At 39.4% G+C, this 22,557-nt stretch carries 19 protein-coding genes and 1 pseudogene; 10 read left to right on the forward strand and 10 right to left on the reverse strand.

Annotated features, from left to right (window positions below; all coding sequences use genetic code 11):
* Nucleotides 1-36: 36 nt before the first annotated feature.
* Both IE339_RS23015 and IE339_RS23020 read right to left on the reverse strand, forming a co-directional pair.
* Entirely contained in the window at nt 37-1,344 is a 1,308-nt protein-coding gene (locus IE339_RS23015) for an HD domain-containing protein (RefSeq protein ID WP_242172341.1), read from the reverse strand.
* Between the two features lie 279 nt (nt 1,345-1,623).
* Nucleotides 1,624-1,851 (reverse strand): YuzB family protein, encoded by a 228-nt coding sequence (locus tag IE339_RS23020; protein WP_053403764.1) that lies wholly within the window; start codon nt 1,849-1,851, stop codon nt 1,624-1,626.
* Between the two features lie 229 nt (nt 1,852-2,080).
* On the opposite strand from IE339_RS23020, the gene IE339_RS23025 reads away from it, so the two are divergent.
* Both IE339_RS23025 and IE339_RS23030 read left to right on the forward strand, forming a co-directional pair.
* The gene (locus IE339_RS23025) at nt 2,081-2,854 is read left to right on the forward strand and encodes an RsfA family transcriptional regulator (RefSeq protein ID WP_242172343.1); all 774 of its coding nucleotides are present in this window, start codon (nt 2,081-2,083) and stop codon (nt 2,852-2,854) included.
* Nucleotides 2,855-3,013: 159 nt separating this feature from the next.
* Nucleotides 3,014-3,865 (forward strand): octanoyl-[GcvH]:protein N-octanoyltransferase, encoded by an 852-nt coding sequence (locus IE339_RS23030; protein ID WP_053403766.1) that lies wholly within the window; start codon nt 3,014-3,016, stop codon nt 3,863-3,865.
* Between the two features lie 39 nt (nt 3,866-3,904).
* On the opposite strand, the gene pta is transcribed toward IE339_RS23030, so the two are convergent.
* Nucleotides 3,905-4,876 (reverse strand): phosphate acetyltransferase, encoded by a 972-nt coding sequence (gene pta / locus IE339_RS23035; protein WP_242172345.1) that lies wholly within the window; start codon nt 4,874-4,876, stop codon nt 3,905-3,907.
* Nucleotides 4,877-5,151: 275 nt separating this feature from the next.
* On the opposite strand from pta, the gene hemQ reads away from it, so the two are divergent.
* From hemQ to gerQ, 3 genes are all read left to right on the forward strand, one after another.
* Entirely contained in the window at nt 5,152-5,895 is a 744-nt protein-coding gene (hemQ, locus tag IE339_RS23040) for a hydrogen peroxide-dependent heme synthase (protein ID WP_242172347.1), read from the forward strand.
* Nucleotides 5,896-6,112: 217 nt separating this feature from the next.
* Nucleotides 6,113-6,535, forward strand: a complete 423-nt coding sequence (locus IE339_RS23045) for a cell wall hydrolase (RefSeq protein ID WP_242172349.1) — start codon at nt 6,113-6,115, stop codon at nt 6,533-6,535.
* A gap of 29 nt (nt 6,536-6,564) precedes the next feature.
* Nucleotides 6,565-7,059: a spore coat protein GerQ gene (gene gerQ, locus IE339_RS23050; protein ID WP_242172351.1), complete on the forward strand. Its 495-nt coding sequence runs from the start codon at nt 6,565-6,567 to the stop codon at nt 7,057-7,059.
* 39 nt (nt 7,060-7,098) lie between these two features.
* On the opposite strand, the gene IE339_RS23055 is transcribed toward gerQ, so the two are convergent.
* From IE339_RS23055 to IE339_RS23065, 3 genes are all read right to left on the reverse strand, one after another.
* Nucleotides 7,099-7,470 (reverse strand): DUF423 domain-containing protein, encoded by a 372-nt coding sequence (locus IE339_RS23055; RefSeq protein WP_053403771.1) that lies wholly within the window; start codon nt 7,468-7,470, stop codon nt 7,099-7,101.
* A gap of 38 nt (nt 7,471-7,508) precedes the next feature.
* Nucleotides 7,509-7,808, reverse strand: a complete 300-nt coding sequence (locus tag IE339_RS23060) for a YwdI family protein (protein ID WP_242172354.1) — start codon at nt 7,806-7,808, stop codon at nt 7,509-7,511.
* 335 nt (nt 7,809-8,143) lie between these two features.
* Entirely contained in the window at nt 8,144-8,821 is a 678-nt protein-coding gene (locus tag IE339_RS23065) for a uracil-DNA glycosylase (RefSeq protein ID WP_242172356.1), read from the reverse strand.
* A 362-nt stretch (nt 8,822-9,183) separates the two neighbouring features.
* Here IE339_RS23065 and zwf point away from each other — a divergent pair, with 362 nt between their 5' ends.
* On the forward strand, nt 9,184-10,683 hold the full coding sequence (gene zwf, locus IE339_RS23070) for a glucose-6-phosphate dehydrogenase (protein WP_242172358.1): 1,500 nt from the start codon (nt 9,184-9,186) through the stop codon (nt 10,681-10,683).
* Between the two features lie 138 nt (nt 10,684-10,821).
* Here zwf and IE339_RS23075 read toward each other — a convergent pair.
* Both IE339_RS23075 and gndA read right to left on the reverse strand, forming a co-directional pair.
* Nucleotides 10,822-11,019: pseudogene (locus IE339_RS23075) on the reverse strand (IS5/IS1182 family transposase); the annotation flags it as partial.
* Nucleotides 11,020-11,423: 404 nt separating this feature from the next.
* Nucleotides 11,424-12,836 carry an NADP-dependent phosphogluconate dehydrogenase gene (gene gndA / locus IE339_RS23080; protein WP_242172360.1) on the reverse strand — a complete coding sequence of 471 codons (1,413 nt, stop codon included), beginning with the start codon at nt 12,834-12,836 and terminating at the stop codon, nt 11,424-11,426.
* Nucleotides 12,837-13,143: 307 nt separating this feature from the next.
* Here gndA and IE339_RS23085 point away from each other — a divergent pair, with 307 nt between their 5' ends.
* The 4 genes from IE339_RS23085 to pdxK all read left to right on the forward strand — a co-directional run bounded on the left by IE339_RS23085 (nt 13,144) and on the right by pdxK (nt 17,196).
* The gene (locus tag IE339_RS23085) at nt 13,144-13,467 is read left to right on the forward strand and encodes a YflT domain-containing protein (protein ID WP_242172362.1); all 324 of its coding nucleotides are present in this window, start codon (nt 13,144-13,146) and stop codon (nt 13,465-13,467) included.
* Nucleotides 13,468-13,721: 254 nt separating this feature from the next.
* Nucleotides 13,722-14,957 carry a PucR family transcriptional regulator gene (locus IE339_RS23090; RefSeq protein ID WP_242172364.1) on the forward strand — a complete coding sequence of 412 codons (1,236 nt, stop codon included), beginning with the start codon at nt 13,722-13,724 and terminating at the stop codon, nt 14,955-14,957.
* Between the two features lie 120 nt (nt 14,958-15,077).
* Nucleotides 15,078-16,211 (forward strand): alanine dehydrogenase, encoded by a 1,134-nt coding sequence (gene ald / locus IE339_RS23095; RefSeq protein WP_242172366.1) that lies wholly within the window; start codon nt 15,078-15,080, stop codon nt 16,209-16,211.
* A 160-nt stretch (nt 16,212-16,371) separates the two neighbouring features.
* Entirely contained in the window at nt 16,372-17,196 is an 825-nt protein-coding gene (pdxK, locus tag IE339_RS23100) for a pyridoxine/pyridoxal/pyridoxamine kinase (protein WP_242172368.1), read from the forward strand.
* Nucleotides 17,197-17,225: 29 nt separating this feature from the next.
* On the opposite strand, the gene IE339_RS23105 is transcribed toward pdxK, so the two are convergent.
* Both IE339_RS23105 and IE339_RS23110 read right to left on the reverse strand, forming a co-directional pair.
* The gene (locus IE339_RS23105; protein ID WP_242172369.1) at nt 17,226-19,736 is read right to left on the reverse strand and encodes a hypothetical protein; all 2,511 of its coding nucleotides are present in this window, start codon (nt 19,734-19,736) and stop codon (nt 17,226-17,228) included.
* Between the two features lie 12 nt (nt 19,737-19,748).
* Entirely contained in the window at nt 19,749-22,382 is a 2,634-nt protein-coding gene (locus IE339_RS23110) for a tetratricopeptide repeat protein (protein WP_242172371.1), read from the reverse strand.
* Nucleotides 22,383-22,557 lie beyond the last annotated feature (175 nt).

Below are 22,557 nucleotides of genomic sequence, written 5' to 3' on the forward strand. Positions count from 1 at the left end.
TCAGCCGTCTCATATTTACAACAAGCTAGCTACCCCTTAACGGTCTACTTGCTCTAGTAATTGAAGAATTTTTTCTTTTTCTTTGCAGCTATCTGGCAAATTACGAATTAAATCTTGTGGAAAATACAATTTATGATCGGTTCTCTTTTTCCCTGAGATTGACTCTACAATTTCGGATTCTCTTGAAAGCTCACGCAGTTCTCCGTTTGGCATCAGCAAGTGAATCGGAAGACGCTCCTCTTCTTCGCCAGGACGATAAAAATCGTACGGAAGATCACTAGATGAATCCACGACTAAATAATAATCGGGATCAATTCCTGCCTTTTCGAATAAGTGCGTAAGCTCCATCCACATCTTCATCTGTGAATTTGGGTTAAACTCGATGTATTTAAATAAGTTTCGATCTAAAAAACGGCGACACAATTCTGCTAAAATCGTATCCTCTTCATCCTGCCATGCTTGGAAATAAAACATAATGACTGACTCGTCCAGACGCAGATAATCACGCAGAGAAATCTCTTCTTCAAACAACGAATAAAAGTGAACAGGTTCTTGTTTGAAAGAGTAATATTCTTGATGAAGATATTTCGCACGATGCAAGATTTTTGTGAGGATAACTTCTGCACTCCTTGTAACGGGGTGGAAATAAATCTGCCAATACATTTGGTAGCGACTCATAATGTAGTCCTCTACCGCATGCATGCCGCTATGCTTGATGACCACTTGATCTTCCCTCGGTCTCATGACGCGCAGAATTCGCTCCATATCAAAGTGCCCGTAGCTTACCCCCGTGTAGTAGGCGTCTCGCTGCAGGTAATCCATTCGATCGGCATCAATTTGACTTGAAATCAAACTAACGACTAGCTTGTTTTCATACGTTTTTGCAATAACCTCTGCTACTTTTTTCGGGAAATCATCACCCATTCGACGTAGCACATGGTTCACTTCTGTATCTCCGAGAATAATAGCCTGTGTAAAATCTTCATGATCAAGGTGAAATACCTTTTCAAACGAATGTGAAAAAGGTCCATGCCCTAAATCATGTAAAAGCGCTGCACATAAACACAATAAGCGCTCATCCTGATTCCAATGCTCTCTTTCTCTAAAGACATCATCAATAATTCGACGAATAATTTCATAGACACCTAGAGAGTGATTGAATCGACTGTGCTCTGCCCCGTGGAACGTTAAATAAGTAGTTCCTAACTGGCGGATACGACGAAGACGTTGAAATTCGGACGTTCCAATTAAATCCCAAATAAGCTTGTCTCGAACATGTACATAGCGATGCACAGGATCTTTAAATACTTTTTCTTCACTTAGTTTTCCATTAGGATAGGTCATCTATATACCTCTCTGTCTTCACTTGTTTATCTAATCTGAATCTACTTCATAAGTGAGTGTAGGGCCCTTCCCCTCGCTGTAATAAGCTTCTCTTTTGTTGAGGGTTTCGCTGCTCCAAAGCACGTTTCTCTATACGTCCATATGCTTTTTAAGCGGTTGATGTAAAAGGGGTTTTTTGGTGCTTGTTCTCTGTTACATAATTCAACATTTTCCCTATTTTCTCCTACATCAATCGTTAAAAGAATGAAAAAATCACCCTGTGCAAGACAAAGGCGATTTTTAATTTTTATTCAATTTCTTATTAATTTTTTCAATCAATTCATCTTCTGTTGGTGCTGCAACAGGACGATTATTGACGAACGCAAATGACTTTTTACGTCCTGGTCCACAATATGACTGACAGCCGACTTTAATCTCCGCACATTCATCTATCTTCTTAAGTCGAGGCGTTAACGTTTTAATATTCGTTGCCTGACAATCATCACAAATACGAAATTCATTTGCCATTTCTTACAATCCTTTCGCTACAGACTGAATAATTCTGCTTGGCCTAAAGGGTATTTTACAGTTATTTATAATTCAATGCAACCTATACTGAGAGGAATGTTATTGGGATAATCTTAAAAATTACCATACTGCTAGAATAATGGTATAAACCGCAACAGAATTGTCCATGCTGATAGTACCAAACACTGACTAACATTAGGAAACAACAAATATTAGGGAGTTGAAGAGTATGAAAGAAAGACAAGATGCATGGACAGAAGAAAATGATTTATTGCTAGCTGAAACCGTTCTCCGTCATGTTCGAGAAGGAAGTACACAGCTAAATGCTTTTGAGGAAGTGGGTGACCAGCTAAACCGCACATCTGCTGCCTGTGGATTCCGTTGGAACGCTGTCGTTCGTCATCAGTACGAAAAAGCACTACAGCTAGCTAAGAAACAGCGCAAACAGCGTATGCGTGCATTAGGACAGACAAACGGCAAGAAAAAGCTATTGTACAATCCTCCTGTTTCGTTACTAAATCAATTAGATCACATTGATGACTTAGATAGTCTAGAAGAAGAAATGATTCAATCCACCGTTTCAGCAACATTACCAGTATCAGCTGAAGACTATGTGGAGGAAGAGATTGCTCCAAAAGTGGAACTACCTGCTGTCACAGTCGCTCCTACCGCTACTGCCAGCAAACCTTCATCAGGTCTCTCTTTGGATCAAGTCATTCTTTTCTTACAATCCATGCGGTCTAAGAATCTAAATTCAGAGATCTTTAAAAACCAAAATCATCAGCTCATGCGTGAAAACGAAGAGCTTCGTATGAAGAATAAAGAACTAGTAAAACGTGTAGAAGAGCTTGAAGCAAACACAACTACTATTCAAGAAGACTACGAAACATTAATGAAGATCATGAATCGTGCCCGCAATTTTGTTCTATTTGATGAAGAAGACCGTGCAACAACAAAGTTTAAAATGGACCGAAATGGAAACCTTGAAAAATTAGCTGAATAGGTTTCAAGACTATAAAGGATCGTGCCCCTCTTTTAGTATGAGAGGCGCGATCCTTTTGTATTCATCTAAAAGTCATTCCGCTATATTATGGTATAATATCAAAGGTTTAGTCCATGACTGCTACTCAAAAGCAAGTCATGAAAAGAGGGAGTTTTATACATGAGTACAAGTCTATCCTTACTAGCGCAGCCAAAATGGCGAATTATAGATCAATCAAGTCTCGGACCACAGTTTGATGCTCTTCATTCTTTTGCAATGGACGATACGCTTTGCACATCTGTTGGTTCCGGAGATTCTCCTGCCACAATGCGCTCATGGGTTCATCATCAAACGATCGTATTAGGTATTCAAGATACCCGTCTTCCTCATCTTGAGGACGGCATTCGCTATCTAGAAGAACAAGGCTATCGTGTGATTGTCCGCAATTCCGGGGGACTAGCAGTTGTATTAGATGAAGGCGTGCTGAACGTTTCGCTTATTTTCCGGGATACTGAAAAAGGAATTGATATTAACCGTGGCTATGATGCTATGTGGGAATTAATTCAGGTCATTTTCGCTTCTTATAATGTAAAAATCGAAGCAAAAGAGATTGTTGGATCTTACTGTCCAGGAAGCTATGATCTCAGTATTAATGACCAAAAATTTGCCGGCATTTCACAGCGTCGCATACGAGGCGGAGTTGCGGTGCAAATCTATCTTTGTGCGACAGGAAACGGTGCACAAAGGGCCAAGCTTATTCAGAAATTTTATGAAGAAGGTCTTAAAGAGGCAGAAACGAAGTTCACCTATCCTGTTATCGTACCAGAAACGATGGCATCTCTTACGGAGTTGTTAGGAGAAGAAGTAACTGTTTCATCTTTAATGCTCTCTTTACTGACGGCATTGAAAGAATTAGGTGGATCATTAGTACCTGCTTCTTTATCAGAAGAGGAATCCGTTTTATTTGATTATCACTTACAGCGAATGATTGACCGAAACGAAAAATTCTTGCCCGTAGAAAATGAATCATAAGAAAAAGCCGTTCGAATTCGAACGGCTTTTTTTATAGAATTATTCTGCTTGAGCAGCTGTAATTAATGCAAGTTTGTATACGTCTTCTTCGTTACATCCACGAGAAAGATCATTTACAGGCATATTTAAGCCTTGTAGGATTGGACCTACTGCTTCAAAGTTACCTAAGCGTTGTGCAATTTTGTACCCAATGTTACCTGCTTCAAGGCTTGGGAATACGAATACGTTCGCATCACCTTTAATTGCAGAACCTGGTGCTTTTTTCTCTGCTACAGATGGAACAAAAGCAGCGTCAAATTGGAATTCGCCATCAAGCGTTAAGCTTGGTGCCATTTCTTTTGCAATTTCAACCGCGTTTGCTACTTTTTCTGTTTCAGGTGATTTAGCAGACCCTTTTGTTGAAAAGCTTAGCATTGCAACGCGTGGATCGATATCAAACATTTGTGCTGTACGAGCACTTTCAATGGCAATTTCAGCTAGATCTTGGCTATCTGGAGCAATGTTAATCGCACAGTCAGCGAATACATATTTTTCATCTCCACGAACCATGATGAACACACCAGAAGTTTTCTTAATTCCTTGGCGAGTTTTGATAATTTGAAGTGCTGGACGAACTGTGTCAGCTGTTGAATGAGCAGCTCCACTTACAAGACCGTGTGCTTTGCCCATGTGTACAAGCATTGTACCGAAGTAGTTCTCATCAAGTAAGATACGACGAGCATCTTCTTCTGTTGCTTTTCCTTTACGGCGTTCAACGAATGAAGCGACCATTGCTTCAAACTCTGGGTATGATTTTGGATCAAGAATTTCAGCATTTGTTAAGCTAACGTTCATGCTTGCTGCTTTTGCTTCAATTTCTGCTTTATCTCCAACTAAGATTGGGGACATAATACCTTCACTTGCAAGACGTCCTACCGCTCCAATGATGCGCTCATCTAATCCTTCTGGAAATACGATACGGATGTTCTTACCGGAAATCTTACTTTTTAAGCCTGCGAATAAATCACTCACAATAAGCCCTCCTTTGGTATGTAAAAAAACTTGTCTGTTATTAGGATACTTCACTTCGTCACATTGTAAAAGGGATGCTACAAAAGGGATGCGCTTACATAAACAAGTTCATTAATTATGAATTTTCAAAAATATATCTTCCCCGGATGCTTTTTTAATATGTACCCACTTTTCACCTTTTAGTCACATATGAGAATGTTTTTCATTTAAGAAAGAGGGATAAGCTATGATATAGTAAAGATAGTATTTATCGTTTTATTTAGGAGGGAATTAGAATGGCAGAAGCAGCACAAACACTAGACGGCTGGTATAGCCTTCATGATTTTAGATCAATTAACTGGACTGCTTGGAAGCAGCTTTCTGAGGAAGAGCGTCAAGCGGCGATTCATGAATTTCTAGGGCTAGTAGAAAAATGGAACAAGACTCAAACAGATGGCCAAGGTAGCCATGCTATCTATTCTATTACAGGACAAAAAGCAGATTTCATGCTTATGCTGCTACGTCCAACAATGGAAGAACTAAATGAAATTGAGAACGAGTTCAATAAAACAGCGCTTGCTGAATATACAATTCCAATGTATTCATATGTATCTGTTGTCGAGCTAAGTAACTACTTACCTTCTGATGAAGATCCGTATGAAAACCCGCATGTACGTGCACGTCTATATCCAACCCTTCCTCAAGCGAAGTATGTCTGCTTCTATCCAATGGACAAACGTCGCCAAGGAGACGATAACTGGTATATGCTTCCGATGGAAGAGCGTCGCAATCTAATGCGTAGCCACGGCATGATTGGACGTCAATATGCAGGTAAAGTAAAACAAATCATCACAGGCTCTGTTGGTTTTGATGATTACGAGTGGGGCGTTACATTATTCGCAGATGATGTCCTTCAATTTAAAAAGTTAGTGTATGAAATGCGCTTTGACGAAGTAAGTGCACGTTACGGAGAGTTCGGTAGCTTCTTCGTTGGTAACATTTTAGCTGAAGATCGTATTGAACAATTTCTTCACGTATAAGCAACTTCAAAAGCTCCCTTATTAGGGGGCTTTTTTCTATGCCCTCTTTTCTTTCGTGATCATTCCTCAGCAACGTTTCATTCACTTTTTTATCCTCCTCTTTACCTGCTATTCCTCATTTATCAGAAACGAAATTTAGAGCCACGCCATGAAGATATACGCATACTTAAAAACCATTAATCATATTTATAGACTAGTGAATAAGTGAGGTGACAGTATGGCTGTAATTCCGTACAACGAGGCAGACGTCAAGCTCTTGGCTAGACTGATGCGGGCTGAAGCAGAAGGTGAAGGAAGATTAGGCATGCTTATGGTAGGAAATGTTGGCGTGAATCGCGTGGCCGCTAAATGCTTGGATTTCAAAGACGTAAATTCCATTGATCGAATGGTCAACCAACGACCTGGAGGTTTTGAAGCCACTCAAAAAGGTTATTTTTATCAAAAAGCACGCGGTTCTGAAATTGCTCTTGCCAGAAAGGTCATTAAGGGAGGAAAGTATCACCCAGCCTCCAGTTCACTATGGTTCTTTAAGCCTCAGGGCAATTGTCCAGGGCAATGGTATAACCAGTCAAACGCCGGACGATTTAAATCGCATTGTTTCTACCAACCATCTCAATCTGACTGTCCGCAGATTTTTTAATATTTTACGTTCATTGAAGGAGGGATTTTATGAAAAAGCAACAGAAAGGCAACGATCAAGGGCAAGGTCAAGGTCAAGGGCAAGGAAACTATACGCAAAATCCATACATGAACTATGGCTACCCACCTTATTACACACAGTATCCTCAAGGTCAGCAGCAAGGTGGCTATAATCCTCAATCACCTCCTCCTATTGCTTCTGGAGGCAGCGGAAAACCACAGGATTCAACCATGCTTCCTGTCGAAGAATCCTATATTGAAAACATTCTGCGACTTAACAAAGGCAAACAAGCAACGGTATATATGACATTCGAAAATAACAATCAGTGGAATGCAAAAGTCTTTAAAGGAATTATTGAAGCGGCAGGAAGAGATCATATTATTTTAAGCGATCCGCAGACTGGTAAACGTTACATTCTCCTAATGGTGTATTTAAATTACATCGAGTTCAATGAACCGATTCAATACAATTATCCATTCGGTATGCAGGGACAGCAGCCATTAAGCAATTATTCTCCGAGATAATAAAAAAGGTTGAGGACATTCACTCCTCAACCTTTTTTATTACAATGATTTTGCCGCAACAATCACGATAAAAATCCAAGATAAAATGAAGGCTACTCCGCCAAGAGGAGTAATCGCTCCTAGAACTTTAATACCTGATGTACTTAAAACGTACAGGCTTCCTGAAAATAAGACAATCCCACCAAACATTGTCCAACCTGCTGCGGTTAGCAGTGAGGATTGAGGAAATTTGGATGCTAAAAATGCAATCACAAATAACCCCATTGCGTGAAACATTTGATATTGAACGCCGGTTTTCCAAACTTCTAAGTACTTCGCAGAAATTTTCCCTTCTAACCCATGCGCACCGAAAGCCCCAAGTCCTACGGCTAACATCGCATTAATTGCTCCTAAAATTAGAAATAGTTTCATTCATCTTCTCTCCTCTTTGTAGTTGCGATGAGATTTTCTTAAAAATCAAATAAGCTGTCGCCATTCGCTTCGTCTGTTTTCATCGGACGAGATGCAATTGGGTTTTGCTGAACAAACGTAGCTGGAGACGGTTGTACAGCTGGAGATGGATTGACAGGTGCAGTTACTGGTGCTGAATTTGCATGACGAGGAGACGTATCATCATCAAGTGCAAGCTCACAAAGCGTCTTAATCGCAATTAACGAGTCACGCGTCTTGCTCTCACTGCTTGCATATGCCTTTGCCTTCCCTATTTCCTGTTCCATTCGCTCTATTAACTGAAACATTGAGATACTCATATTTTCACCTCATATCGATCCGTTTCGTATCATCTTACAGTGCAACTTTATTTTAACAAAAGAAATTTTGATAATCCATCTATCACTCATTTTTAGAAAGTGACACTATTGTGTCCGCCTTTATGACTAATTAAGGACAGGGATGAGTATTCATCTGATAATTTGGGTAAACCGTAGATAAGATCAGTTCAAACATCAGCATAAAAGGAGGATTACCATGAAAATCCTATTAATTATTGTCATTGTTCTTGTGTTACTATTTGTCTTTAAGCGAATGAGAAAATAAACGTTACATACAAAAAAGGAGCAGTCAACTGCTCCTTTTTACTGTTTTCTTACTGAATATTTTCAATCTGCCAGTCGATTGGTTCGCGGTCGTTCTCCTTTAAAAACTCATTCGCCTTCACAAAGTGCTGATTTCCAAAGAAGCCTCGATTAGCAGAGAATGGGCTTGGATGTGGACTTTCTAAAATTAAGTGCTTGTCGCTCTGAATGAGCTCTTTCTTTTCTTGCGCATGCTTTCCCCACAGCATAAATACAATCGGATCTTCCTTCTGAGAAACAAGCTCAATCACACGATTTGTGAACGTCTCCCATCCTTTGCCCTTATGCGAATTTGCTTCACCACGCTGTACGGTTAGTACCGTATTAAGCAGTAGGACGCCTTGTTTGGCCCATTTCACCAAATAACCGTTATTAGGAATTTCATACCCAAATTCACTGTGCAGCTCTTTGTATATATTTGCTAAAGATGGCGGTGTTTTTACGCCTGGTTGAACCGAGAAACTTAGTCCATGCGCTTGATTTGGTCCATGATAAGGATCTTGTCCTAAAATCACTACTTTTGTATTCTCATAGGACGTATAGTGCAAAGCATTAAAAATATCGTACATATCTGGATAAATTGTTTTTGTTTGATATTCTTCTGCTAAAAACTTTCGTAACTCTAGATAGTAGGGCTTTTGAAATTCATCTTCTAATAATGGAGCCCAATCATTTTTCAAAATTGACATCTGCTTCCTCCTCGAATGTAATTCTTACTCGTAGCGTACCCATTTTTATTAAACCAATCAACCCACCCTTGTTTTTTAGCCACTTCCCTTCTTTTTGTCCCTCTACACAAAATTTTCAGAGGAAAAATTTTTAAAAAATAAATCCTTATATATCAACAACGTAAACCCTTTCAAGGTTCACGTTTACGTTAAATGTGTCAATTTTGCAAACTTCATTTATGACAGATCCCATAAATTATTGTTAAACTATAGTGGTATTTGGAATACTATTTGAAGAATTGCTTGAAAACTGCGTTCTAATAAGAGCGATCTGTACAAAAAGCAATAATCTTTACTACATAAAAGTGAGGTCCTAAAAACAAATGGCACAACAAACACCAAAATCAATTATTGTCATTTTCGGAGCAACAGGGGATTTAGCAAAACGTAAACTATTCCCTTCCATTTTTCGACTATATAGAGAGAACAAAATTTCTGAAGACTTCGCCGTTGTCGGCGTAGCACGAAGAGAATGGTCAAACGAAGAGTTTCGTGGAAACGTTCAAAAGTCAATCAGCAACTTGCCAACTTTCGGTAAGGATGCAGAGAAGTTCGCTTCTCACTTCCACTATCTACCGTTTGATGTAACAAATATTGAGTCTTATCAAAATCTTAATGGTCTTTTAAGTGAATTAGATGAGCAATACAATGTTCCTGGAAATCGTATTTTCTATCTAGCGATGGCTCCTGAGTTCTTTGGTCCAATCGCTTCTAACTTAAAACAAGAAGGCTTAACAGCTACAAAAGGCTGGAGCCGTCTTGTAATTGAAAAACCATTCGGTCATGATTATGAATCTGCAGAAGAGTTAAATGAGCAAATTCGTCATGCGTTTGATGAAGATCAAATCTATCGCATTGACCACTACTTAGGAAAAGAAATGGTTCAAAACATTGAAGTTATTCGTTTTGCGAACTCAATGTTCGAGGCTCTGTGGAATAACCAATACATTTCAAACATCCAAATCACGTCTAGTGAAACACTTGGAGTAGAAGATCGCGGTCGCTACTATGAGTCATCAGGTGCTCTTCTAGATATGGTTCAAAACCATATCATGCAGGTCGTAGCTCTTCTTGCGATGGAGCCACCAATTAAATTAACACCGGATGAAATCCGCAGCGAAAAGGTAAAAGTACTTCGTGCATTACGTTCTGTAACTGCTGAAGAAGTAAACGACTACTTCGTACGCGGACAATACGGAAAAGGCGTTATGGACGGTGAGGAAGTAATTGGATACCGTGAAGAAAACGCGGTAGATCCTGAATCAAATACAGCAACGTTTGTTGCAGGTAAATTGATGATTGATAACTTCCGCTGGGCTGGCGTACCATTCTACATCCGTACTGGTAAGCGTATGACTGAAAAATCAACGGAAGTTGTGGTTCAGTTCAAGGATCTTCCAATGAACTTATATCGCGACAAAAGCGCAGATCTTCAGCCAAACCTGTTAGTTATTCACATTCAACCAGATGAAGGTATTACGCTTCATCTAAATGCGAAAAAAGAAACCGGTGGCGCGACGTCTACGCCAGTTAAGCTAGACTATAACAACTCTAGTGATAAAATGAACACACCAGAGGCATACGAGCGCTTAATCTATGACTGCATGCTTGGTGACGCAACAAACTTTACTCACTGGGACGAAGTAGCTCTATCATGGAAATTTGTTGATACAATTTCTGAGGCATGGAGCAAAGAAAAAGCAACAAACTTCCCGAACTATGAGTCAGGATCAATGGGTCCAAAAGAATCTGACAAGCTGTTAGCAGAAAATGGATTCCACTGGTGGTCCGTAAAACCTGTAGCAGAAAGTGATTCCGAATAATAGATGCGAAAAGAAGCTCTTAATTTCAGTGCGGTCACTGAAAAACTTCGGACTTTTTAGATGATCAGCAGAAAGTAAGACAAAAAAGCTGGGTCCATTCCGTTCTCTGGAATGGACCCAGCTTTTTCTTCATTCTTTTTAGGTTAATGGTGAAAATGGCCCTTGCATTTTCATGCCAACGAGACCCGAGAATGTGGCTACATCATACCCGTGTCTATGCTTGAACTCGCTGTTCTTCGCTTCAATTTTAGACCGTTCCTTTTATGTCTCCTTAAAGTATGTTCTTCTTTGATAAGGTGCTTGTTCCGTATGTTCCGTTGACTTCAATGAAACGGAATCATTGGAACCACCATTTTGAATAAATGGATTTCCTTCATGATAAAGCAAAAAACAACCAAGTTCCTTTCAAAATGGGAACTTGACCATTTCATCTGATATAGTCGCTCTAGGTTGTTTGGAATGGAAGGTGCGAGACTCCTGCGGGATTAGCGTGACAGGTGAGACCCCGCAGAGCAGCGAGGAGGCTCACCGCGCGCCCCGCGGAAAGCGAAGCGACCTGGAGTGGAAATCAACCGACTCCGTCATGAACGCAACCCTCTAAGGACTTTTTCAGTGGCCTAAATTTCAGGAGCTTCTTTTTTTATGGGGATATTCTCGATACGGATCACTGCTTATTTTTTCTACTTCTACCAATGCGTGCATAACAAAAAAGGCAGCCGGTGGCTGCCTTTTTTACACTCTTATTTCATCCACTCTGTATGGAAGATTCCCTCTTTGTCTACACGTTGATAAGTATGAGCACCGAAGTAGTCACGCTGTGCTTGAAGAAGGTTAGCTGGTAATGTTTCTGTACGATAGCTGTCATAGTACGCTAATGCGCTTGAGAATGCTGGTACAGGAATACCTTGCTTAATCGCAACTGCTAGCACTTCACGAAGTGCAGATTGATACCCTTCTACAATATCTTTGAAGTATGGATCTAGAAGTAAGTTCGCTAACTCACCATCGCGATCGTATGCTTCTTTAATTTTTTGTAGGAACTGAGCACGAATGATACAACCACCTCGGAAGATCATTGCAATGTCTCCGTAACGAAGGTTCCAGTCATACTCTTCAGATGCTGCTCTCATTTGAGCAAAACCTTGAGCATATGAACAAATTTTACTCATGTAAAGAGCTTTACGAACTGCTTCAATTAGCTCTTTTTTATCGCCTTCAAAGGCTGTTGCTTTTGGACCGCTTAAAACTTTGCTTGCTTTTACGCGCTCTTCTTTCATCGCAGAAATAAAGCGTGCAAACACAGACTCTGTAATAATTGGTAATGGTACACCTAAATCAAGCGAGCTTTGGCTCGTCCATTTACCCGTACCTTTTTGACCTGCTGTATCTAAAATAACGTCGACAAGTGGCTTGCCTGTTTCATCGTCTTTTTTCGTAAAGATATCTGCTGTAATTTCAATTAGGTAGCTATCTAACTCTCCTTTATTCCATTCAGCAAACACTTCGTGCAGTTCGTCTGCACCTAAGCCTAATACATTTTTCAAAATGAAGTAAGCTTCAGAAATTAACTGCATATCACCATATTCAATTCCATTATGAACCATTTTTACATAGTGACCAGCACCATCTGGTCCGATGTACGTGCAGCAAGCATCGCCATCTACTTTTGCAGAAATGGCTTCTAAAATTGGGCGAACAAGCTCAAATGCTTCTTTTTGACCACCAGGCATAATAGAAGGGCCTTTAAGTGCTCCTTCTTCTCCACCTGATACGCCTGTACCAATGAAGTTAAGACCTGCTTCAGCAAGCTCTTTACTACGGCGAATTGTATCTTGGAAGAATGTATTCCCCCCGTCAATTACAATATCTCCTTCGTCAAGATAAGGTTTGAGCGATTCGATCGTTGCATCCGTTGCAGGGCCTGCCTTTACCATTAAAAGAATTTTGCGAGGAACTTCTAGTGATTGAACAAATTCTTCAATGTTGTATGTACCCTTGAAGTTTTTCCCCTCTGCTTCATTCTTTAAGAACTCTTCAGTTTTATCAGAAGAGCGGTTGTATACAGATACAGAATAGCCTCTGCTTTCAATGTTTAAAGCTAAGTTTTTACCCATTACAGCTAAACCGATAACACCAATTTGTTGTTTTGCCATCTGTGTTCTTCCCTTCTTTAGTCGGATAAATTATTACTTCGTTTGAAGATAACACAAAGAATTCTTGCATTTCAAGTTAGAGGTACTGTGGAGAAAAACTTCCATGATCCAAAAACGAGAAATTTTACTAACTGAGGTTTAATCGTTGAAAAAATGCGCTATATACATATATAGAAACATTTTATTTAGACTCAACTGACCAATAGATTCCCCTCAAATCCGTTGGCCCATTCGAGAATAAATAAGCTTTTCACACTTTCCTAAGGTCGCTGCAAAGGAAAGGTGATTTTCTAAGGAGGCTACTACCATGGATGTAAAGATTGTTGATCATAGTGAAAAGGTAGAAAGAGCTGTACACGAACTGAATGCCAAAGGATACACGCAATCTGAAATATATGTTTTTTCATATGATAAATACGAAACAACGGATTTAAAAAAAGAGACGAGCACACAAAGCGTTGGTATGAAGGAACAGGGATTTTTCGAAGCTCTTTCAAACGTTTTCCGCTCTCGCTGGGAAGAAATTGAAGCAAAAATTATATCTTTAGGCGTCAGCCCGGACGAAGCATCCCGATACGAAAACGAATTAGAAGCTGGAAAAATTGTTTTGATTGCCAAACACAATGACTAAGCCTTCCAAATTAAAATTGACGTAATGCAAAAGCACCTTTTTATCTTGACTGTTCATGGATAAAAAGGCGCTTTTTTGCTTTCTTTTAGTCGCATCTTTTTGTAAAATTTAAGTGAAGATATCGTCTACTATTCCTACCCCCTTTAACGAATTCCCCTTGTATAATAAAGGCTAGAACGATTAGTCTAAGCACCCCGAAGCGCAGCAAGAGTGAACACTGAATGAATATTTACTTTAAAAATGAGGGATGCCCCATGAGGAAAATAGAACATGATCCATTTAAAGCAAATTTTGATAGCTTAGAAGAATTCGCGGATCGTATTAGTGAGGTTTTACAATGTCCAATCACAATCGAAGACGCAAACCACCGATTAATTGCTTATAGCACCCATGACGAACGAACAGATGCCGCACGTATTGCGACAATCATCGGACGAAGAGTTCCTGAAAAAGTTATTAACAACCTTTGGAAGGAAGGCATTATCCCTGCTCTTCTTCAAACAAACCAACCTGTTCGAGTTCGGACCATTGATGAAATTGGATTAGGTGATCGGGTCGCTATTTCCATTTGGAAAGATGACGAAGTATTAGGATTTATTTGGGCCATTGAGATTAATAAACGGTTATCAATTGATGAGCTTGGGCTATTACAAAAAGCTGCTGAAGCTGTTAAAAACAAACTTTTACAGCTTCAAATCCGAAAGTATAAAAAGGTTGAACGTTCACAAGAATTTCTATGGAAGCTACTGACTGGTCACATTCAATCAGAAAAAGAGATGCTAGAGAGCTTTCATCAGCTTCAAATTACACCACCCAATAGCTTTTCTGTGACCGTATTTCGCTTTGCTGACGAAATTGATGAGGAAGCGGAGAAGCAAATATCGTATATTTTACAAACCACACAGCGCCTTAAAGTGCAGCTTTATACCATTGATTACAATAACTTAATTTTGCTCGTTTCGTTAGATTCCATTCAGCAACCTTCCGAAGATCTTACAAGCTTTGTGAACAGCTTCTCCGAAAAAATGAAGGAGCGGTTCGGAATTCGCGAAATTTCCGCTAGTTTTGGGAATGTGTATCAAGAATGCTTAAACATCCAAAACAGCTATCAAGAAGCATTAAAGGTGCTGACGATAAAAAAAACGTTCCCATATGAGACCACACATATTTATAGCTATCATCATTTGGGAATCTATCAGTTCCTTGACGTTATTCTAGAAAAGAAAAAAACAGATAATATCCGCAATAGTTCGTTTGAAAAACTAAAGATTTATGACCAAAAACACCATAGTGATTTAGTGGAATCATTTGAAACTTTTCTTGATAAGGATATGAATATTAACGAGGCAGCAAGGGCTCTAAACGTACACGTTAATACCCTTTCCTATCGATTGAAACGGATTTCAGAAATTGGTGACATTAATCTAAAGGATTACAACCAAAAGATAATGCTATATATCGATATCAAAATTGAAAAAGGTCAATCATGAGTTTGTAGAAATCCACAAAAAGCGTTTACATTTTTCTTCTTTCCCAATAAAGAAAAAATTCAGTTAATATTTTATACTGATAATAACTTTTAAAGAGATTTTAAAGGAGGAAGAAACAACATGATTATTGGAGTACCTACAGAGATTAAAAATAATGAAAACCGCGTTGCGCTTACACCAGCAGGAGTTAACGCATTAATCAATAATGGCCATACCGTGCTTGTTCAATCTGAAGCTGGAATGGGTAGCGGATTCACAAACGAAGATTATACATCAGCTGGGGCAACGATTGTTTCTCAGGCAGCCGATGTTTGGGCACAATCTGAGATGATCATGAAAGTTAAAGAACCTCTTGCAAGCGAATATGATCACTTCCGTCCGGGCTTAATTTTATTCACGTACCTTCACTTAGCAGCAGAACCTGCTTTAGCTCGTGCGCTAACAGACAAAGGCGTAACTGCTATCGCTTATGAAACGGTTCAAGTAGGACGTGCTCTTCCATTGTTAACACCGATGAGTGAAGTAGCTGGACGTATGGCTGCTCAAATCGGCGCGCAGTTCTTAGAAAAGCCAAAAGGTGGTAAAGGTATTTTATTAGCAGGCGTTCCTGGAGTGAGCCGTGGTAAAGTAACCATCATTGGTGGTGGTGTTGTAGGAACAAACGCTGCAAAACTTGCAATCGGACTAGGTGCAGATGTAACGTTAGTCGATTTAAGCTTAGAACGTTTGCGTCAAATTGATGATATTTTCGGTAATCAAATTAAAACATTGGTTTCAAATCCATTAAATATTGCTGATGCTGTAGCAGAAGCGGACCTCTTAATCTGTGCGGTCTTAATCCCAGGTGCTAAAGCGCCTAAGCTTGTTACGGAAGAAATGGTTAAATCTATGAAGCCAGGTTCTGTAATTGTAGACGTAGCAATTGACCAAGGTGGAATTGTTGAAACCGTTGATCATATTACGACACATGATCAGCCTACTTATGAGAAGCACGGAGTTGTTCACTACGCAGTAGCAAATATGCCGGGTGCAGTGCCTCGAACTTCAACAATTGCGCTGACGAATGCAACGGTTCCTTACGCAATCGAGATCGCAAATAAAGGTGTACTAAAAGCCATTGTTGAAAATCCTTCCCTTCGCTTAGGTTTAAACGTAGCAAACGGAGCGATCACTTATGAAGCTGTTGCTCGTGATCTTGGCTATGAATACGTGACGGTTGAAAAAGCATTGGAAAAAGAATTAACAGCTCTATAATTAGCAAATGCTCCGTTTCTTTTAGTAGAAACGGAGCATTTTTTCATAATTGGATTCCCGATTTTGTAAATTGAATAAAATTGTTATTATCGATACAATAAATAGTGTAAGATAGTTCACACAGAATTAATCCACATTAAGGATTGTAGGAGGATTTTCTATGACAGTATACAAAGCCCTAACAGTTGCAGGCTCCGATAGCAGCGGTGGCGCAGGACTTCAAGCTGATTTAAAAACATTTCAAGAGCTAGGCGTATACGGTATGTCTGCATTAACAACCATTGTAGCAATGGACCCAGATCGTAATTGGGCACATGATGTTTTCCCTCAAGATGCAAAAACACTTGAGCCACAATTAAAAACCATTGTAAAAGGTGTAGGAATTCAAGCAATGAAAACCGGTATGCTTGGTGCGGTTGATATTATTGAATTAACAGCGAAAACAATTGACGAATACAGCATTAAAAATGTGGTCATTGACCCTGTTATGATTTGTAAAGGTGAAGATGAAGTTCTTCATCCAGAAACAGCAGAAAGTCTTCGTGACCTTCTTGTTCCCCGTGCAACAGTGGTGACACCGAATCTTTTTGAAGCAGGTCAATTAAGTGGACTAGGTGCCATTACAACGGTGGATCAAATGAAAGAAGCAGCGAAGAAAATTCATGCCTTAGGTGCTAAATATGTGTTAATTAAAGGCGGAAATAAGCTTGCACATGAGAAAGCAATCGATCTTCTTTATGATGGCAAGGAATTTGAAATTTTAGAATCAGAACGTATTGAAACAACTAATACGCACGGTGCTGGCTGTACGTATTCAGCTGCTATTACAGCTGAACTTGCAAAAGGAAAGTCTGTTCGTGAAGCGATTCATGTAGCGAAAGAATTTATCACGGAAGCGATTCGTCACTCGTTCCCATTAAATCAATATGTAGGCCCAACAAATCATGGGGCTTATCGCAATAAAAAACAAGGCGTAACAATGTAAATGAAAAAGCAAGCCATTTCGGCTTGCTTTTAGTTTACCTTCAATTCATCCATCGCTTGTTTAGAAGCTTGTTTAATTTCATCTGATACACCTGAAGTATTTACAAGCGTTTTGTAATAACGACCTGCCAAAGCAAAATCAACGCCTCTCATTTCATTCGCTTCTGTAAACAGCTGTTTTGATTTCGTATCTAACAATACAGCTGCAAGGTCTTTCGTCCATTCTTTCTCCCAAGATTCGCCCAAATAGTAGACGGCTTTTTCTAAATTCTGTTCATCTTTACCGCGAATATATTGATCAACTGCCTCTTTGCGTGTAATGACTACTTGATTAATATCGTTAGGTAGTTCTGGGACAGAAGCCAGTAAGTTGTACGTCTTTAATTGTTCTTGGAATGAACGACCTGATGCTTTTTCAAGCAACGAATTTGAAATTTCATGGAGAAGCTCATCATTCAGATGTCGTTCTGGATACAATCGGTTCGATTCCCCAGCATATTGCAATGCGCCGTTAGCATTTTGCTTTTGCCACATATCATTTGCTGTTTTACTATATGAAATGGCCTGTTTTCTCGACGTTGCTTTTTGTGCATACACGCTGTTAATCACTGGGCGTGTACTCAAAACTTCATAGGCCTGCTCTTCTTTCTCTAATGAATATCCATCTGCAGCAGCTAAAAGATCGCTTGATAGCTTATTTAGTAGGCTTCGTGCCCCTTCACTAATTACTTTCTCTTTAGTAGCTGCTTCTGAAGCTAGAATAACGGCTTTTGCCAAATCGTCTGTAGCTGTATCTCTCGCCTCAATCATGAGACGGTACTGATAGAGACGATCTTCAGAAGCCTTCGCATATTCAGCTGGAACGCCTGGTGCCTCTGCAAGTGTTTGATACTGGGTAACGATTTTCTTCTGTTTTGTAGCACTTGTATAAGCATCTAACTCATCTTCCATTGAGTCCGTTTGTTGCATCAAGAGATTGCTTGCATCATTTACAACCGTTGCAATATCCACATTAGATACTAACGAACCACCTTGCTCGATCACCTGAACGTACTGACCACTATCCTTTAGCTTCGTCAACGTTTCAAGTGCTGTTTCAGGTGGAATTTCGTCATACTCTCCAGGCTTTCTTTCTTCTAGCGGCTTCACTTGTTTTTTCACTAGTTCTTCTTTCTGTTGCTTCGCTTCCTCTGAAACTTCTGGTGAATATTGGGCATCCATTTGGTATTTATTTAGCGCTTCTGCTGTGTTCTCTTCTGCTTCCGAATCCTTCTTAGCACCTTCTAATAGCTTTTTATCTGCTTCCTTAAAATCACTCTTCTCAATTTTTTCACCGGTAATCTCATTATATTTTCCGACATAATACACGATGTCTTTATCCTCTTGAGGAGAAGTAGAAGGTTTTGTGACTTCTGGATTTTCAGCAGTAGCAGCTGGTTCTAATTCTCCTGATTCGGGAGAGGCTGACACTTCCGCCGTTGAAACTGAAGGAGAAGATTTCGCTACATAAAGCTGAATTTCATTATTTAAAAATTGTTTATACAACTCTTTTCTTATTTCTGCCTGTAACGCTTGAATTTTTTGATCTTCTAATTGCAACGAATTAATGAGTTGCAACGAGGAGTACGCATATCCATTAGATGGATCTTGAACGGCTTGATCTTTCAACTTCACCGCTGATGAAACGATCAAATCAATAATTTTTGCATAATCCTCATCCTGCTTTTTCACTTGTCCACCATAAAACACAGCATTTTGAAGACTAGCTGTATCATCAGCAGCAGTATAATATTTAATTTGTGTATATAAGCTCTCTGGGACGATTAATGCCACCGTTTTATAGCCAGGGTTTGGTTTCTCTGGTTCACTTGGAACAGGATCTGTTGGATTATTTGGATTGCTTGGAGTACTCGGGTTACTCGGAGTAGTTGGTTCTCCTGTGTCTCCCGGAGTTTGTGGTTCCTCAGGATTTGTTGGAATTTCAGAGTTACCTTCTCCTGTACTTCCTTCCTCTGTCGTCCCTTCCCCTGGGAGATCTAGGCCAGTATTTTCGTTTTCGTTATCTATATCTGGAGGAACGATAATTTCATCCTCCCGATCTAATATGATCGTGCTTAAAATTGGAGGTACTTCTTTTTTCGGAATTTCTGGCAGTGGTGCATTTTTAGCTGGATCTACAACTAATCCCATTACAGTTTGGTTTTTATCCGGTTCTGATAGATCCACAATATAAACAACATTGTTATCAATGTTGTTTTTTAGAGAAAAGTTTTGCTTCTTTCTCTCCTTCGGTTGTTCAATAGGTGTAGGCTGATCACTGTCTGTATTTAATCGAATTTGACTTTTACGCTTTCCACTTGATGCCACAACGGAAGAAATATCGTTATTACTGTGGGTTAACCTAATTGGATTACTTGCTGCTGGTTGATCCCAATGATGATACAGAGATAAACCAGCAGAAAAGATCATCAATGCTGTTGCTCCTGATACAACGATCTTTATCTTTTTTTTACTGCTAGAAGGTTCTTTTTCCTTACTCAACGTTCTCCCTCCTTACGTTCCGTATCCCTTTTGCTTTAACTCAGTCAGCTTCTTTTTGGCCTCCGTTATTTCGATCGGATCCGTATTGAACTGGACTGATTTCTTTAGAAGTTCTTTGGCGTCTTCATACTTTTTTTGATAAAGCTTTGAAATACCATATAAATAATAGCCGTGTCCATAACTAGGATTTTTGATCAGAATTCGATCATAAACCTTACTTGATTGATCATACTGCTTTAGTTGATCGTAAATAGAAGCCATGTTTACAAGGTTATCTTGATTAAACGTTAAAACATCAGCTTGCTTATAGTAATCAACAGCGGCCTCAAACTGTTTTTGACTAAGAGGATTATTTTTCGCCTTGTAGTATAATCCAAACCCTTGATACAACTGTGCAAGCTGTGTAAGGTAGGCAAAATTAGTAGCGTTGCTCACATCGCTTTGAATTAGGCTACTTATCAAACGTATCGCCTCTGCATAGTTAAACTCTTTTGTCTGATCGTCAATTTGATTCGTCTGATTAATAGCAATATACGTATTCGCTAGGTTTTGAACATAGCGATTTTTTTTAGGATCGAGCTTCACTGCCTCACGAAAAGAATCCTTTGCCAAGTTCAATTGACTTTTCAGCATATACAATTCGCCTTTTAAGTTCGATTTGAACGCTTTAGCTGTGGGTTTAGATGAATTTAAGCGATTGACAATGTTATTTGCCTTGTCGTACTGCTCCATCTTTCCATAGCTAACAGCAAGGTCGCGCAGAACATCTTGTTCGTATTCACTCTTTTTGCCCTCTTTTGCTTTTTCGTAATAGGCACTTGCTGCTTGATAGTTATCGGTTAAAAAGTACGCACGTCCTATTAAATAGTAAGCTTCTTGGTTTTTCTCTGAAATCTGATTACGCGCAACTAAGTTTGTTAAATAAGTGGCAGCGCTACTGTATTTGGCTTCACTAATTAAAATGGTCGCCATTTTTGCATATAGTTCTTCCGTAGGCTTCTTTTCGATTGCCTCTTGTATGTAAGTTCTTGCTGCTTCAAGGTTTCCATCATCAAACGATTGTGCACCTTTTTGAATCGATTCTTCCCACTTCTTATTTTCCACGTACTGATATATCCAAGTAGAAGTTGAAACGGCGAACAGTATTCCGATTGCAATTAAAATCCATTTCACTTTTGCTAGTGAAATAAAGGGAAATTTGCGTTTTGAAGATGGATTAGCGTTTATTTCTGTACTGAGCGGTGTTTGAAAAGAAGGAACAAACGGCTCGTTCAGCTTATGATTTGCAGATTGCTTTTGCTCTGCGACTTTTTGCTTTAGCTCATCAATAATTATTTGGAGTTCATTTTTTGTTACCTCATCGGAAGAAGGCAACGAGTAAGCGCGTTCGTAAAAAAGCATCGCCTTTTCAAGCTCGCCTAGCTTTTCAAAATGTGGAGCAGCCTCTAAATAATCAGCTAACTCAAAGTCCTGGCGAACAGAAGCTAACGGTTCCTCGTTCAACAGCAAGTGAATTTCTTCTACAATTGCGCGCTGTTCAGGGAACGCCTCCAAAAGATATTGATACTCCGCAATAGCTGCCCTTCGGTTTCCCATTAATTCAAATGAAGCTGAAATGGCTAAAATGGATGATAAGCTAAAAGATGGTGTTGAAACAGGGATCTTCTTTTGAGCAGTGACGTTTGCATAATTTGTTTCAATATGTGTCTTTGCATGCTCCGGGAAGATATCCCACCAATCTTTAAAAGATGGACAATCTTCTAGAGATTTACTTTGCCAAACCTGTTCAAAAAGGTGGCTTCCTGCATCTCCAAGCATGTTCTGTACAGCCGCTTTCACCACTTCATATTTATGAGATAATTGCTGAATTTCTTCGGGATTAAAATAACTAATGTCGTCTGCCTTTAACTCTCGCACACTCTCATCGAACCAGGTTAGCATTTCGACAAGAAGAATTGCTCCGGAAAATCGATCTGCCTTCTCAGACCATACTCCTTCTTTGATGTAATCGGCAGCGTAACCTAGCGATCCTCCCGGAAGAGCTTTAGGTTTTGATAAATGAGAAGCATACATTTCTTCTATGTCTACTAATTCAATATGAGAAAACGATGAAGATCGTTCATGTGATAAATAGGGAATGAGGACATTACTAGAAGACAGATCACAGTGAGCGAGACCTTTCTCTTCCATGCTTTTTAGGGTAAATACGAGTGCACATGAAATATGCAAACACGTTTCCTCTGAAAGGATCTGATCATCAAGCAGAATATCTGACCATGTAGGACCATCAATCCATGGCATGATGAGTGAAAACTCTAAGTCTTCTTCGTGTGATAACAATGTAGCATGACATTCTTTCGTCACAACATGTCTTTCACATACAGATAAGCCATACATTGTTGCAAATGAAGCAATTTGTTTCGCAATGTTACTCTGCTGTTTATTTTTAAATCGATCTCGAAACACCTTTAGCGCTTTTTTGTTTTGCAAGCCCGAGATCTGTCCATTTATGAGTTGATAAACAGTTCCTTGGCGACCTTCCTGGCCATAAGGCATATCCATTCCAAAAACAGCAGGGTGTTTGGCAAAAGAGTATGTGTTTTTAAATAAGCGAATGGTTTGACCAGCTTCTGGATGAAAGTTCATACCAAGTTACCCCTATCCTACGTAGATACAAATTTAAAAATCTCTCATGTACAAGATTAGCATTAAATAGGTGATAAAACACAGGTATATAGACCCCTTTTAATGGGATAATTACGTAATTTTAGTTCTTTTTCTTCAAACTAATGTCATACTTATATTCCCATTTTAGGAATTT

It is taken from the genome of Priestia koreensis (genome assembly GCF_022646885.1).
Classification (GTDB): Bacteria; Bacillota; Bacilli; order Bacillales; family Bacillaceae_H; genus Bacillus_AG; species Bacillus_AG koreensis_A.

Bases quoted from the DNA above. Each gene is read 5' to 3' on its own strand.
- IE339_RS23015 (WP_242172341.1), bottom strand. From the start codon at position 1,344: ATGACCTATCCTAATGGAAAACTAAGTGAAGAAAAAGTATTTAAAGAT.
- IE339_RS23020 (WP_053403764.1), bottom strand. From the start codon at position 1,851: ATGGCAAATGAATTTCGTATTTGTGATGATTGTCAGGCAACGAATATT.
- IE339_RS23025 (WP_242172343.1), top strand. From the start codon at position 2,081: ATGAAAGAAAGACAAGATGCATGGACAGAAGAAAATGATTTATTGCTA.
- IE339_RS23030 (WP_053403766.1), top strand. From the start codon at position 3,014: ATGAGTACAAGTCTATCCTTACTAGCGCAGCCAAAATGGCGAATTATA.
- hemQ (WP_242172347.1), top strand. From the start codon at position 5,152: ATGGCAGAAGCAGCACAAACACTAGACGGCTGGTATAGCCTTCATGAT.
- IE339_RS23045 (WP_242172349.1), top strand. From the start codon at position 6,113: ATGGCTGTAATTCCGTACAACGAGGCAGACGTCAAGCTCTTGGCTAGA.
- gerQ (WP_242172351.1), top strand. From the start codon at position 6,565: ATGAAAAAGCAACAGAAAGGCAACGATCAAGGGCAAGGTCAAGGTCAA.
- IE339_RS23055 (WP_053403771.1), bottom strand. From the start codon at position 7,470: ATGAAACTATTTCTAATTTTAGGAGCAATTAATGCGATGTTAGCCGTA.
- IE339_RS23060 (WP_242172354.1), bottom strand. From the start codon at position 7,808: ATGAGTATCTCAATGTTTCAGTTAATAGAGCGAATGGAACAGGAAATA.
- IE339_RS23065 (WP_242172356.1), bottom strand. From the start codon at position 8,821: ATGTCAATTTTGAAAAATGATTGGGCTCCATTATTAGAAGATGAATTT.
- zwf (WP_242172358.1), top strand. From the start codon at position 9,184: ATGGCACAACAAACACCAAAATCAATTATTGTCATTTTCGGAGCAACA.
- gndA (WP_242172360.1), bottom strand. From the start codon at position 12,836: ATGGCAAAACAACAAATTGGTGTTATCGGTTTAGCTGTAATGGGTAAA.
- IE339_RS23085 (WP_242172362.1), top strand. From the start codon at position 13,144: ATGGATGTAAAGATTGTTGATCATAGTGAAAAGGTAGAAAGAGCTGTA.
- IE339_RS23090 (WP_242172364.1), top strand. From the start codon at position 13,722: ATGAGGAAAATAGAACATGATCCATTTAAAGCAAATTTTGATAGCTTA.
- ald (WP_242172366.1), top strand. From the start codon at position 15,078: ATGATTATTGGAGTACCTACAGAGATTAAAAATAATGAAAACCGCGTT.
- pdxK (WP_242172368.1), top strand. From the start codon at position 16,372: ATGACAGTATACAAAGCCCTAACAGTTGCAGGCTCCGATAGCAGCGGT.
- IE339_RS23110 (WP_242172371.1), bottom strand. From the start codon at position 22,382: ATGAACTTTCATCCAGAAGCTGGTCAAACCATTCGCTTATTTAAAAAC.